The 12,744-nt window shown below is 67.7% G+C and carries 12 protein-coding genes; 7 read left to right on the top strand and 5 right to left on the bottom strand.

What is annotated here, in order from left to right:
* Positions 1–7: 7 nt before the first annotated feature.
* From HRC28_RS17680 to HRC28_RS17670, 3 genes are read right to left on the bottom strand one after another with little or no spacing between them, the layout of a single operon-like run.
* Positions 8–1,021 carry a DUF6670 family protein gene (locus HRC28_RS17680; RefSeq protein ID WP_182376760.1) on the bottom strand — a complete coding sequence of 338 codons (1,014 nt, stop codon included), beginning with the start codon at positions 1,019–1,021 and terminating at the stop codon, positions 8–10.
* Positions 1,021–1,464 carry a nitroreductase/quinone reductase family protein gene (locus HRC28_RS17675; RefSeq protein ID WP_182376759.1) on the bottom strand — a complete coding sequence of 148 codons (444 nt, stop codon included), beginning with the start codon at positions 1,462–1,464 and terminating at the stop codon, positions 1,021–1,023. The genes HRC28_RS17680 and HRC28_RS17675 overlap by 1 nt, the downstream gene beginning before the upstream one ends.
* Positions 1,465–1,504: 40 nt before the next feature.
* A complete protein-coding gene (locus HRC28_RS17670) occupies positions 1,505–2,092 on the bottom strand; it encodes a TetR family transcriptional regulator (RefSeq protein ID WP_182376758.1) in 588 nt (195 codons plus the stop codon).
* Between the two features lie 125 nt (positions 2,093–2,217).
* On the opposite strand from HRC28_RS17670, the gene HRC28_RS17665 reads away from it, so the two are divergent.
* From HRC28_RS17665 to HRC28_RS17645, 5 genes are all read left to right on the top strand, one after another.
* On the top strand, positions 2,218–3,849 hold the full coding sequence (locus HRC28_RS17665; RefSeq protein WP_182376757.1) for a GMC oxidoreductase: 1,632 nt from the start codon (positions 2,218–2,220) through the stop codon (positions 3,847–3,849).
* A 99-nt stretch (positions 3,850–3,948) separates the two neighbouring features.
* Positions 3,949–4,350, top strand: coding sequence for a hypothetical protein (locus HRC28_RS17660; protein ID WP_182376756.1), 402 nt, complete (start codon positions 3,949–3,951; stop codon positions 4,348–4,350).
* A gap of 36 nt (positions 4,351–4,386) precedes the next feature.
* Complete coding sequence (locus HRC28_RS17655; RefSeq protein ID WP_182376755.1) at positions 4,387–5,073, top strand: acetoacetate decarboxylase family protein; 687 nt, start codon at positions 4,387–4,389, stop codon at positions 5,071–5,073.
* A gap of 82 nt (positions 5,074–5,155) precedes the next feature.
* The gene (locus HRC28_RS17650) at positions 5,156–5,299 is read left to right on the top strand and encodes a hypothetical protein (protein WP_182376754.1); all 144 of its coding nucleotides are present in this window, start codon (positions 5,156–5,158) and stop codon (positions 5,297–5,299) included.
* A 147-nt stretch (positions 5,300–5,446) separates the two neighbouring features.
* Positions 5,447–6,631 (top strand): esterase-like activity of phytase family protein, encoded by a 1,185-nt coding sequence (locus HRC28_RS17645; protein ID WP_182376753.1) that lies wholly within the window; start codon positions 5,447–5,449, stop codon positions 6,629–6,631.
* On the opposite strand, the gene HRC28_RS17640 is transcribed toward HRC28_RS17645, so the two are convergent.
* Positions 6,618–7,775, bottom strand: a complete 1,158-nt coding sequence (locus tag HRC28_RS17640) for a DUF2306 domain-containing protein (protein WP_182376752.1) — start codon at positions 7,773–7,775, stop codon at positions 6,618–6,620. The two genes, HRC28_RS17645 and HRC28_RS17640, sit on opposite strands and share 14 nt — an antisense overlap.
* A 54-nt stretch (positions 7,776–7,829) precedes the next feature.
* Here HRC28_RS17640 and HRC28_RS17635 point away from each other — a divergent pair, with 54 nt between their 5' ends.
* Together HRC28_RS17635 and HRC28_RS17630 are read left to right on the top strand one after the other, a co-directional pair.
* A complete protein-coding gene (locus tag HRC28_RS17635) occupies positions 7,830–8,489 on the top strand; it encodes a TetR/AcrR family transcriptional regulator (protein WP_182376751.1) in 660 nt (219 codons plus the stop codon).
* A 93-nt stretch (positions 8,490–8,582) separates the two neighbouring features.
* Positions 8,583–9,707 (top strand): endonuclease/exonuclease/phosphatase family protein, encoded by a 1,125-nt coding sequence (locus tag HRC28_RS17630; RefSeq protein WP_182376750.1) that lies wholly within the window; start codon positions 8,583–8,585, stop codon positions 9,705–9,707.
* Between the two features lie 2 nt (positions 9,708–9,709).
* Here the strand turns inward: HRC28_RS17630 and HRC28_RS17625 are convergent, their stop codons facing one another.
* Complete coding sequence (locus HRC28_RS17625; RefSeq protein ID WP_182376749.1) at positions 9,710–12,619, bottom strand: hypothetical protein; 2,910 nt, start codon at positions 12,617–12,619, stop codon at positions 9,710–9,712.
* Positions 12,620–12,744: the final 125 nt, after the last annotated feature.

Raw genomic sequence — 12,744 nt, 5'->3', positions numbered from 1 at the left:
AGGAAGTTCAGGCGAGGTCGATGTACTCGATGTAGCCGGTCCCGCTGATCGGCTTGCCCGCGAAGGTGCCGTCGAACTGGTAGCTCCCCACGAAGCCGGCGCCGAGGCCGTAGGCCCAGTCGCTGTGGGGGTTTCCCTCGAGTTCGAGCAGCGGTTGCCCGGCTTTGTCGCGCGTGGCCAGCGTGAACTGGCTGGGCATCCGCATCCGGCGACCGCTGGGCGTCGGCAGGGAGATGTCGTCGTACTTCGTCACCGCGAAGGTGCTGTCCGGGTAGGCCGAGCCGTGGTCGTCGAGTCCGCGGACGTACGTCGACCGGGCGATGACGATCCCGCCCGGACCGTGGACCTCGGTGAACAGGATCTGCGTCGAGTCGTCCACGTTGAGCACGTGATAGGTGAAGAACCTGGCTGGGATCGACGGGTGGATCGGTGACGGGAGGGCGTGCATGCCGACCCCGCGGGCGTACTCGAAGGTGCACAGCCCGCTCGCGGCTTCGCCGGCAACGGTCCCTTCGTACTCACACAGCAGGCTCCAGTGCGAGTAGAGCCCGCCGCGCAGATCGATGAAGTGGCTGACCTTGTCGGTCGCCGCGATCCGCAGGACGACGTCCCCACCGGGGTGGCGCCGGGTCAGGTCGAAGTTCGGGTAGGTCCCTTCGATGAGGAGGTCGTCACCGAAGCGCAGGCTGCTCCCGTCGTCGGCGAACGCGCACTCCCTCTCGATCGAGTAGGTGTGAAAGGTGTCCGCCGACATCGCGGACGTTGCCGACACCAGGTACGCCGTGTCCCGCGGCGAGGTCGTGATGCCTTGGTCGTTGGCGAAGATCGCCACCCCGGGCGTGCCCACGATGGCCATGACGCCGAACGTCCGGTGCGGCGCCGGCAGACCCGGGACCATGACGCCGTAGTGCACCCAACTGGATCGCGGGCCGTGCGGGGGAGCCAGGGATGTGCTTGGGTCGAACGGGCGCCCGATCCGCGAGGAAGCGCGATCGATCAGGTTCAGCGGGAACGCCACCATCAGCGCGGAGCCAGTACGACGATCGGCAGCGGCCGCGTCGTGCGCTGCCGGTACTTCGCGAACGTGCCCCGGTTGGCCTTGTTGCAGAGCGAGAACATCCGCTCGTAGTCCGGGTCATCGGTCCGCACGGTCCGGGCAGTCCCCACGACCTTGCGGACGCCGACCTGGAACTCGACGTCCTTGTCGGCTTCCAGGTTGAGGATCCACGCTGGGTCGCGGCGCGCGCCGCCGTTGGACCCGACGACGAGGCGGTTGTTGCCGTCGGTCGCGTAGACCAACGCCGTCGTACGACGAAGGCCGCTCTTGCGCCCGGTGGTCCGCAGCAGCAACGTCGGCATCCCCATCAGCAGGCGGTGTCCGACGAGCCCGCGGGACGTCTCGTAGATCTTCTGGTGAGCGTCGAGCGTGGCGAGGAACAGGTCGCGCTGGGACGGGAGTTTCATGGGGGAGAGCATGCCAGCCCGGGAGACCGACGGAATGGCGTCAGGGCAGTACTGGGGTCACCGAGCGCAGCGCCTCGTCCAGGTAGTCGCCGTAGGAGCTGCCGGGGTTTGTCCGCCAGTGCTCCTGCGCCGCATCCAGGCAGGCGATCGCGCAGGCGGCAATGGCAACCCGCGCCATGGGCGTGAGCTCAGGGTGTCGGGCGCCGACCAGGGGAGCGAACAGGTCGATCCAGCGCTGGCGACGCTGCTCGACGAAGGCCCGGGTCGACGCCGGCTTGAGCATGTCCAGCACCTGGGCGGCCAGGCTCGGCGAATCGTCCGCGACGCGAGCCAGGTCAGTCAGCACTGCGCTCAGCGCGGTCCACGCCGACTCGGTGGCCGGTCTGGCCTCGATCTGGTCGGCGAGTTGCTGACCGACGTCGGCCAGGAATTCGCCGAGCAGCGCGTCCTTGCTCGGGAAGTAGCGGAAGAACGTGCGTCGCGACATGCCCGAGGCCGTGGCTATCTGCTCGACCGTGACCTGGTCGAACCCGTGCTCCGCGAACAACGACCACGCCTGCGCGAGCACGTGACCTCGGATCGCTCCGCGCGCGAAGGTGCGCAGGGTGGAGTCGGCGGGCTCGGACATGGGGGTCACCGTACCGGCGGGTCGTGGTGCTCGGAACGGACATGCCCTAGCCTGTGCTGACACTGAGTGCCACTGAAGTCACTTGATGCCAAATGCTCCCCGCCTCTACCTCCCTCGGAGACTTCATGCACCCCTCTCGTCGTACGTTCCTCGCAGGTGCCGCGGCCGCAGCCGTGGCCGCCACGGCCAGCTCGGTGGCCCCTGTCCCGGCCCGCGCCGACGTGGGATCGGTGCCCGTCAGCCACGAGCGACACCGCGTCATCGTCGTCGGATCCGGCTTCGGTGGCGGCGTGAGCGCGCTCCGACTCGGCCAGGCGGGCGTCCCTGTGACGGTGCTCGAGCGCGGCCGCTGGTGGCGGACCGGGCCGAACTCGACCACGTTCCCCAACGTGCTCGCGCCCGACAAGAAGCTCCTCTGGCACGGCACCACCCCGGAGGCGGTGCAGGCCACGCTGCGACTACTCGGTGGCGCCCTGGGGCCGGCCACCGGAGGCCTGCTCGACGTGAGTCCGTACGTCGGACTCGTCGAACCGGTCCTCGGCAAGAACATGCTCGCCATGTGTGCCGCAGGCGTCGGCGGCGGCTCGCTCGTCTACCAGGGCATGACGCTGCAGCCGGCAGCCGAGGTCTTCGAGCAGGTGATGCCCGGTGGTCTCGACTTCGGGCTCATGGACAGCACCTACTACCCGCGGGTCGCGCAGATGCTGCAGGTCGAGACCGCGCCCGACGAGCTGATCAACACCTCCAACTACAAGGCGCCGCGGGTGTTCAAACGGCAGGCGGAGAGGGCCGGGTACGGCGTCGAGAAGATCCCGATGCCCATCGACTGGGACTACGCGCTGGCCGAGCTCCGCGGCGAGATGAAGCCGGCTTACACCAACGGCGCAGGCGCCATGGGCGTCAACAACGGCGGCAAGCACAGCGTCGACGTCACCTACATCGACAGCGCGATCGCGACCGGCAACGTCAACGTCCGGACCCTGCATGAGGTCACCGGGGTCGCCCGGTCAGCGGACGGGTCGTGGGTGCTCAGCGTCAACCGGACCGACGAGTCCGGCAAAGTGCTCGAGCGGATCGAGATGACCACCGGTGCGCTGATCATGGCCGCGGGCACCATGAACACGACCCGACTCCTCGTCGAGGCCCGGGCCCGGGGAACGGTCACTGACCTGCCCGACGAACTCGGCACCGACTGGGGCACCAACGGAGACCGCATCTACGTCTGGACCGATCTGATCGACAACTTCGGCGCAGCCCAGGGTGGCCCGGTCGTCTACGGCTCGAAGGAATGGGCCAACCCGGCGCTGGCCAACACGATCATCCAGGCCTCGATCCCGCCGGTGCCACTGGCGACCAACGTCGCCACGATGCTCGTCGGCTTCGGCGTCAGTGAGGGTCGCGGACAGTTCCGGTACGACAACCTGACCGGCCGCGCTGTCCTCGACTGGCCGGCGAACGGCGACACCGCAGTGCACCGGCGGATCGGGCAGCGGATTCGGGCGACTGCCGGGCTCACCGGTCCGGTGTTGGACACGCACCTCGTCGTACCCAGCACGTGGCACCCGCTCGGCGGCGCCTCGATGGGCACGACGTGCGACCTCGACGGCCGCGTGCTGGGCCAGCGGGGCCTCTATGTCCTCGACGGTGCGCTCATCCCGGGCACCACCGCCGGGTGCAACCCCTCGATGACGATCGCCGCCGTCGCCGAACGCGCCCTCGACAACATCGTGCGCAACGACATCGGCACGCTGATCTGACCTCACGCTACGGCGATCGACGTAGGGCAAATTCTACTTGCGTTCCGGCCAGATCGCGGCTGCACTCCAGGGAGCCGCGCCTACCGGTACGCTTCGAACATGCGTTCGGGCCGGCGGGTGGACGGGGTGCAGGATCATTTGCCGTTCGACCTCGCGTCGACGGCCGAGACCGGCGACCACCCAGAGCGAGCACGACGCCCGCGGGTCGCACCGCCGACCGACTCCAATCGCTTCCGACTGAGGAACGACGCCCTGGCCTCGCACGGCTGGCCGGCCGGCACCGAGTTGATCGTCGATCCCGCCCAAAAGCCCCGTCGCGGCCAAGTCGCGCTCGTGACCGAGGGCGGTCGGCTCAAGATCGGTGTCTTCGACCTGCAACTCGGCCGCGGCGTCCTCCGCACGGATCGCGGCTCGGTCTGGCTCGGGGCGTCCGCCCGCTTTGTCGGTGTCGTGACCCTCGTCGGTGCGCCGTTCGAGGGGATGCCGGACGCGGCGACCTGATCGCGGATCGGTGTAGAACATGTTCTACTTCTGCTCGTGACCATCACCCACGACATCCTCGGCCAGACCGTGACCATGCCCGTCGACGTACGGGATGGGTCCAATGCCACCGTCATCTTCGACGTCGACCTCGAGGCGGCACGGGCCCTGGCCCCGGCTGGCTTCGAGGTCATTGAGAGCGCGCCGGGCCGCGCGCAATTCGCGCTCGCGCTGATCGACTACAAGGACAACGACCTCGGTGCCTATCTGGAGGTCGGCACCATCCTCTTCGTCCGTCCCGAAGGTGGGGGCGAGGACGGCACGTTCATCACCCACCTCCCGGTCACTGAGTCGTTCACCTGCGCTGCCGGCAACCAGATCTGGGGCTTCCCCAAGTCCGTCGAACAGATCGAGGTGACCAACACCGAGACCGCCACGCGCTGGGTGCTCACGATGGATGGCGAGCTCGTCGTCGACGTCACCCTGCCGCGAGGCGGCGACGACGAGATGCCGCCGATGGCGCTGGCCGCCTACACCGTCATCGACGGCCGACCGCACGTCACCGGCTTCACCCAGGGCGGCAGCGGCAGCGGGATGTACTTCGATGGCGAGGTGTCACTGACCCTCGGCTCACACCCGATCGCCAAGGAGCTCGCCTCCCTGGGCCTGTCGCCGGACTCCGTGGTCCTGAGCACGTGGACCGAGCGGATGCAGGCCCGGTTCGACGAGCCCACGCCGCTCTGACCGCGGGCCACGCACGCAACATGAAAGACGGGACTTCGGGTACTGCGGGTTTCAACAACCGCTGTCTGAACGGAGTCAGAAAATGGTCACCCTGGGCGTCATCCTTCTCATCGTCGGTCTCGTGGCGAGCATCTCGATCCTCACCACGATCGGAGCGATCCTCGTCGTTGTGGGCCTGGTGCTCAACCTGGTCCCGATCAACGGCAACCGTCGGCTCTATTACTAGCTGTCACTGATCCGCTACCGCGAACAGCCCCGCCAGGTGCCGAACTGGTGGGGCTGTTCGGTGTTGCCGCGGAAGTGGCCCGCGCCGTTCACGTCGACGCCACCACGACGTCGACCGGCCGTTGGGTGCGACTCCTAGCGTCGCGCCATGCGCCTTCTTCCCGCAGTCGCCCTGCTGACTGCAACCGGCCTCGTTGCCGCCCCTGCCCTGGCCGCCACCACGCCGTACGTCGACAAGCGGACCACCCTCGACGCGCTCTCTCTCGAGGACTTCCAGGGGACCGTCGTCGATGACCGCGGCGTCGAACTGGGCGGCATCGGCAGCGGGCTTTTCGCCCTGGGGAGCAACGAGTACTGGACCGTCACGGACCGCGGCCCGAACGGCGAGATCGGCGACACCCGCACGTTCATCGTCCCGGAGTTCACCCCGTCGTTGGTCAAGGTCCGCGCGCGCGGCACCCGGCTCGACGTACTGGAGTCCATTCCGCTCGTGACGCCGGCCGGTGACCCGGTCACGGGGCTCCCGAACTTCGCGGTGCCCGGCGACCCGGCGCCGTTCGCCGGCGACGGCACGACGCTGCTCGACTACAACGCCAACGGCGTCGACACCGAGGGTGTCGTGCGCACGGCGGACGGTCACTTCTGGCTCGTCGATGAGTACGGCCCGTCGATCGTCGAGGTGGACCCGACCGGTCACGTGATCGCGCGCCACGTCCCCGCGGGGCTCGAGGATGACTACGCCGCTGCTGGTGTCGACTACCCGGTCAACGGCTCACTGCCCGCTGACCTGTCGAAGCGCCGCGCGAACCGCGGCTTCGAGGACATCGCCCTGCTGTCCGACGGCAAGACCATCGTGGTGGCGCTGCAGAGCTCCGTCGTGGTGTCGGGCGACCGGGACCGGATCATCACCGAGCTGGTTTCCTTCGATACGACGACCGGCACGACGCTGCACCGCTACGGCTACCGCTTCGACGCCGCCTCTACCTTCGCGGCCGGCACTCGGGGACGGGACCTGAAGATCTCTGCGCTCATCCCGGTCGACCAGACGCACCTCGTCGTCCAGGAGCGCACCGACACCGAGGCCCGCTTCTACACGATCACGCTCGACCCGACCGACCCGTTGGTGACCGAGGCCGACAAGGCTCTCCTGGTCAACCTGGCCGGTGTCGCGGGCGTTCCTGGCAAGGTCGAGGGCGCTGCGTTGAAGAACAAGTCGACGCTGGTGATCATCAGCGACAACGACTTCGGCTTCGTCCCGCGGGCGTACGCCGCCGGTGAGGACGTCGACCCGTCGGGTGTGAAGACGGTGCTGGCTGAGGTCAAGCTGCCGTAGGCACGTTTGCTGTTGGGAGGTTCGCACTGCGTCGTACGACGCGTCGACGCCAGACGACGACCAGGAAGCCGACGCTCAGGGCGAGGGCCGGCGCGGTCAGCAGCATGCCGACGTAGGCGTCGTACGTGGTGAAGGGCAGGTCGTACAGGGCCCACAGCACGACTCCGGTGGGGGCGCCGGCGAGCAGGGAAAGGCCGATGACGCGCCACTCCTCGGCGGCCAGGCTGTTCCCCGCGCGTCGGGCGGCTACGTGGTTGGTCACGGCAATCGCGATGCCGGCGGCGGCGCCGATGAGGCCCGTCGTCGTCACGCGGTCGAGTCCGTCGAAGGCCGCCGCGTAGCGCCCTGCGAGGACCGCTGTCGCGACAACGGCCGCGGCGAGGACACCGATGTCGAGGGCGCGACCGGGCAGTGGGCCGATCGCCGAGGTGCGCCGCTGGCGGGTGTCCAGTGCGCGGGCGGCGAGGAAGGCGCCCAGCGGTGCCCACGTTGCGAGGAAGGCGGCTCCGGCGAGGTTGGTCTCCAGTTGGGTGGTTTCCGGCCAGAGGTTGCCGAGCAGGAGGTAGCCGACGCGCAGCAGTGGCGCGGTCAGCAGGAGGGCGAACGCGTAGGCCATCAGGGCCTGGTGCATGGCGATCTGTCGCTTGACGGCAGCAGCGAGGCCGAGGGTCACGCCGATCGTGGTGCCGAGGGCGAGAGCCCAGAGCTGGAGGTAGAACCCGGGGCCGTCGAAGATTCCCTCGGGGCCGACGGCGAGCAGGTAGCCCATGGCGCCCACCATGCCGATCAGCGCGATGGCGATGGCGGACCGTCCGATGGCGCGGTGGCGGGCGAGGTTGCGGCGCACGCGTGCGGAGAACTGCGCAGCGAAGAGCACGATCGCGATGCCGCCGGCGGAGGTGTGGAGGAGCAGGACGTAGCGGTTCTCGGAGTAGTCGACTGCCTTCTCGGCGTGGATCGACCCCGGACCGTAGACCTCGTCATGGTCGACAATCGCGCCGAAGGTGTGATTCCAGAGCTGTGGCGCATCGGGGTTGAAGAAGCGCCACATGTACTCGATCGCCATCGGCCCGTAGAGAACCGCCAATGCCGTGATGGCTCCCCAGCCGAGCAGGCTGGCTCTTTTTCTGGCGGTGGTGCTCACGGGGACTCCTTGCTATAACGACTGTTATTACAAGTGTGATGGATACTGGAGAACATGTCGAGCGATGTGAGTGCACTCACGGGCGGACCGATGCGGGAGCGTCTGACCGCGGCGGCCGCGCGCCTCGTCGCCTCGGGCGGCGCAGCGACGCTGAGCGTCCGCCGCGTCGCCAGCGAGGCGGGGACCTCGACAATGTCCGTCTACAGCCAGTTCGGATCGATGGACGCGCTCGTCGACGCCGTGGTCGACGACGGCTTTGATCGTCTGGAGAGTCGGTTCGTCGCGATCGAGCCCACGGACGACCCGATCGGCGATCTCGGTCGGCAGACCGCGGCGTACGTCGACCATGCGCGCGAGAACCCCGAGTTGTACGCCGTGATGTTCGGCGTCGCCCGCGTCGGCTCCCACCAGGCGGTCACCCCTGATGAACTCGCCGTCGGCCGTGCCGGAACCCTCGATCGCGTGGGGGCAACCCTCCAGCGAGCGGTCGAGAAGAAGCGACTGCGCGAAGCCGGCGGCTCCGCACTGGCGTTCCGTTGGTGGACCATCGCCCATGGCTACGCGATGCTCGAAGGCTCGGGTTACGTCACGCGCGAGAAGGGCCCCATCCGCATCCTGGCGCCGCTCCTGATCGACTTCGTCGTCGGCGAAGGGTGCCCACGACGAGGCGCGGAACAATCGATCCGACGGGCTCTGGACCTGCCGCTGCCCTGACCCGACCGGCTCGGATTGTAGGAGCCGACCGTCGCCCGGTCGAGACCCGAATGGGCCATTGTTCTGGCGGCCCGATCTGATCACCGTGGATGCATGAGGCTCGCATCATTCAACGTGGAGAACCTCTTTGCGCGCCCGAAGGCCATGGACGCCAACGAGGCCGACAGTGACACCCGGAGCAGGATCCTCGCGGCGCACGCGAGGGTCTCGACGCTCTTCGAGCTGGCCGGCTATCAGGGCGTCGAGGCGGAGATCCTCGACCTCCTGGACCAACTGGGGGTGCTGAACGACGACGAGGGCACCTTCGTGCGTCTGCGCAAGCTGCGCGGGTCGCTCCTGCGCCGCCCGACGACCGGCGCCGTCACGCTGATCGCCAAGGGCCGGGCCGACTGGGTCGGCTGGGTCGAGCTCAAGACGGTCGCGGTCAGCGTCCGTGCCACCGAACACACCGCGATGGTCATCGACGAACTTGCTGCCGATGTCCTCACCGTGATCGAGGCGGACAACCGCCCGGGCCTGGACATGTTCAGCCGGGCCATGCTGCCCGCGGTGGGCGGGACGCCGTACCCACAGACGATGGTGGTGGAGGGCAACGACTCCCGCGGGATCGACGTGGGGTGCATGGCGGGCGCGGGGTACCCGCTGGTCCAGATCCGCACCCACATCTTCGACGAGGACGCGACGGGGCCGGTCTTCTCGCGGGACTGCTGCGAGTACCACTTCGACACGCCCGCCGGCAGTCGCCTCGTGGTGCTGGCGAACCACTTCAAGTCCAAGGGGTACGCCTCGCAGGGCGACCCCATCGGTGCGAAGAAGCGCAAGCGCCAGGCCCGCCGGGTCGCCGCGATCTACAAGGCCCTGCGACTTGAAGGGATTGAGTACGTCGCCATCACGGGTGACCTGAACGACGACCCGGCCAGCGATTCGCTCAAGCCACTCATCGGGTTGGCCGGCCTCACCGACATCAGCGCGCACGCGGCGTTCGACTGGAACCACCGCAAGGGCACCTACGGGTCGGGCAACGAGAAGGACAAGATCGACTACATCCTGCTGTCGCAGCCGCTCTTCGACCTGGCGACCGGGGGAGGCGTGTTCCGCAAGGGCGTGTACCGCGGCAACCGCACGAAGGACCCGTGGGAGATCTTCGCGACGCTGGACAAGAAGGAACACGAAGCGTCCGACCACGCGGCGATCTACGCGGACATCACCGACTTCTGAGATCACACGGCGAGAGCAGGGCCCGGGGGTGCGGTGTCCCAGCTCTGCATCATGTCTGCTGTGTTGCTGTACCCGAGCAAGCGGTACGCCTCGAAGTCGTACTCGCCGTAGGACTGGTTCGCGGTTGCCGTGATCGGGAACGCCGGGTTGTCGGCGGCGTACCCGTCCAGTCCGATGCCCGCTGACTTCGTGAGGACGTTCTTCACGAAGTAGATGTCGCAGACACGTGTCGTTGGATCGTCCACGGTGCTCGCCTCGAGGTGGATCCAGCCTTGCTCCGGAGCCTGATACTCGCCCGAGTCCTTGTCGACATGCCCCTTGATCCTTGAGACATCCTCCTCGTGCACCGGCTTGATCACGAGGCCGAGGTCCATGCGTGCGGTCACGATGGCATCACCCAGCGCATCCAGGCTGTCTCGGCGATCTGCCGACGCGTCGAGAACCACGAGGCGTCTGGGCCGGACGCGGAGGGCTTCCACCATCCCGGTGTTGTCGTAGTGGCCTCCGTCGGTGACGTAGATGCGATTGTCGTAGATCGACAGTGCTCCGAAGGCCTCCTTGAAGATCCGGAAGGGGCCTGGCCGCAGGGTGCGGATCAACGCCCACTTGATTCCCTGGCCCACGCCGGGCTTGCCGTCCGGCGCCAACGACTTCACTTCGTCCGGTACCAGGTAGGGATTCGGGAGCCACACGCCCAGCCGAGCGTTGACCAGTGCAAGGAGCACGCGATAGGGCCGCAGCCGTCCGCTCTGCCTCCCTGCCAACGGTGAGAATGCCGCGCCACTCGTCGCCATCGCCGCGGCGATCGTGGTGTCCACGCCTTGTGGATCGGACTCTGCGGAGTACCGCTCGGCAGCTTGGAGACGTCCCCGCGGTAGCCGGGCATCACTGATGCCAATTCGCCCGCCTCCCGCATTGGTCTCGAAGAGGAAGGAGGCGCAACCGCGTGCTGCCGGGATGTACTCGCGATCGCTCACATTCGCAACGCAACAGACCGTCAACTCAGGCCCCGGTTGGAGAAAGACTTTCGGAGGCGAGGACTGATGGACGTGGGTCGGCTCCGTGTACGGCAACGCCTCGGCTTCTGTCGCCGTCGCACTGCGCCGGATCAGGAAGGTGTCGGAGAGCCGCTCGCGATAGTAGGGATGCAGCGACGACTGAATGGCATCGGTCAGCAGGCGGATCCCGGCAATGAGCGCCGGGATCCACAACCAGTGGGCGTCCGGTGTGAGGCGGTCAGGATCGACCAGATTGTCACGGACCTGCGTGATCAGCAGGACGGCGACAACAAGGCCCAGCAGGACCACCGCCGCCCACGGCAGCACGGTTCGGACGATGGCGTCGAAGATCTTGGCCAGTCGCGAGGGCTTCTCCGAGGACGCACCGCCGCCGGCAAGCCCGCGCGCCAGTCCGCGCGCGGTTGCGATCAGGGCACCGGCAGCGGCGAGCCAGGCGCCGAAGCGTTCCCAGGCCGAGATGCCCTCGTCCTCGCGATCGTCGCAGTACGCCGGCCGTGGGCCGGTCGCGTCCGTCTTGCACAGGGCGTTGTCGCTGGCATCGATTGCCGACCCCTTCGGGGCGAACACGACGCTGTCGTCGGTCCACTCGTCGCCGCAGGCGCCATAGGTGAAGGTGACGCCCTTGGAGCGGTCGGAGGTGGTCAGCCAGGACTGCGCAGCTTCGCGTTCGAAGGACTCCTCGATCGCGTCGCGGCAGGCTTCTGGCGTGGCAAGTCCCGCAGTGCTCATGGCCTTGGCGACGACCTTGGTCGGCTCGTTGGCGATGGTCGCGTTGCTCAGGTTCACGATGAGCCACGGCATCACGACGCACACCACACCAATGACCGAGCCGCTCGCCACGAGCAGGCGGCTCAACTGGGGCAACGGGAACGGGTGCGAGCCCAGCAGGCGGAACTTCGTGAGGGCCTTGTCAGCAACGAACGCCGCCAACCCAAGGCCGAGCAAGGCAAGGCCACCGATCACCCACCACATGTCCGGGTTCCATCCGGCCACGTTTCCGTTGACGAGACAGGTGGCCGTGGTGATCTCGTCAGAACTGCCGCACACCCCGCCCATGCGAGTGTGCAGCCACCCGGCGTACCAAGCCGCCAGGAACAACGTCAGGCCGATCAGTACGACGTTGACGGCGATCCCGTACAGCAGCGCCAGTGCGCCCGGAACGATCGAGCCCGACGGCAACAGGTACTTCGAGCGCCGTCGCAGCCATTCCTCCTCTGGTGAACCCGGCGCGAACAGGTTCGCCTGCACTTCTTGTCTGCTGTTGATCCTGGCCAGGTGCAACGAGGCGGCTATGTAGCCCCCACCGCTGACGCCGAAGACCCGCTTGGAGCCGTCGTAGTACGTGGGTTCCTGTCCGGTCGAGGTGCGCAGCCGTTGCACACCGCCCAGGCAGAATGCTGCCGCCCTGATGCCACCCCCTGAGCACGCGATGGCATCGCCCTCGAACTCGTCCGGTGTACCGATGGACTCCGGGTAGGCCGATGGCTGAGAGATCGCTGGTTGGTCCATGCTGCGGATGGGGTCGGCGATCGTCAGGGCCGTGATGTTTGCAATGGCGGCGACGAGAAGGGCTCCGGCAATGGCCCACATCGCGGGTTCGGCGTGCTTGCAGAGAACCCACACCATGGCGGCGAACGCGACGACGCACGCTCCGACGCTGGGGATGGCGAACCGCGGCCAAAGCGGGGTGACTCGGCTCAGCTTCCACTGTGCGTAGGCCAGATTGCCGGCCGAGACACTGCCCAATGCCACGACAATCCATCGGTCGGCACCGTTCTCCAGCCCACGCACCAGCACCGGGAGCAGAAGGAAGAAGAACGCGATACCTCGCAGCGCCGGGCGCTTGAACTCGGTGTAGCGGATGCGACTTCTGAGTGCCGCGGCATCGTTCATGTTCCTCAGCCCCGCCTTCGATGCGAATCCGATCCGAGTGCCACCAGGTCACGCTTCTCACTCACTGAAGCACTCCGGCGCCTCGGGTGTGAGGCAATTCGCGCAAGAGTTGGGGCACGCTGACG

It is taken from the genome of Nocardioides sp. WS12 (assembly GCF_014108865.1).
Taxonomy (GTDB): domain Bacteria; phylum Actinomycetota; class Actinomycetes; order Propionibacteriales; family Nocardioidaceae; genus Nocardioides.
The sequence above is the reverse complement of the archived record's forward strand: the minus strand, read 5'-3'. Positions and strand labels throughout refer to the sequence as shown.

Coding starts and splice junctions, on each gene's coding strand:
- HRC28_RS17680 (WP_182376760.1), bottom strand. CDS start 1,021: ATGGTGGCGTTCCCGCTGAACCTGATCGATCGCGCTTCCTCGCGGATC.
- HRC28_RS17675 (WP_182376759.1), bottom strand. CDS start 1,464: ATGAAACTCCCGTCCCAGCGCGACCTGTTCCTCGCCACGCTCGACGCT.
- HRC28_RS17670 (WP_182376758.1), bottom strand. CDS start 2,092: ATGTCCGAGCCCGCCGACTCCACCCTGCGCACCTTCGCGCGCGGAGCG.
- HRC28_RS17665 (WP_182376757.1), top strand. CDS start 2,218: ATGCACCCCTCTCGTCGTACGTTCCTCGCAGGTGCCGCGGCCGCAGCC.
- HRC28_RS17660 (WP_182376756.1), top strand. CDS start 3,949: ATGCGTTCGGGCCGGCGGGTGGACGGGGTGCAGGATCATTTGCCGTTC.
- HRC28_RS17650 (WP_182376754.1), top strand. CDS start 5,156: ATGGTCACCCTGGGCGTCATCCTTCTCATCGTCGGTCTCGTGGCGAGC.
- HRC28_RS17645 (WP_182376753.1), top strand. CDS start 5,447: ATGCGCCTTCTTCCCGCAGTCGCCCTGCTGACTGCAACCGGCCTCGTT.
- HRC28_RS17635 (WP_182376751.1), top strand. CDS start 7,830: ATGTCGAGCGATGTGAGTGCACTCACGGGCGGACCGATGCGGGAGCGT.
- HRC28_RS17630 (WP_182376750.1), top strand. CDS start 8,583: ATGAGGCTCGCATCATTCAACGTGGAGAACCTCTTTGCGCGCCCGAAG.
- HRC28_RS17625 (WP_182376749.1), bottom strand. CDS start 12,619: ATGAACGATGCCGCGGCACTCAGAAGTCGCATCCGCTACACCGAGTTC.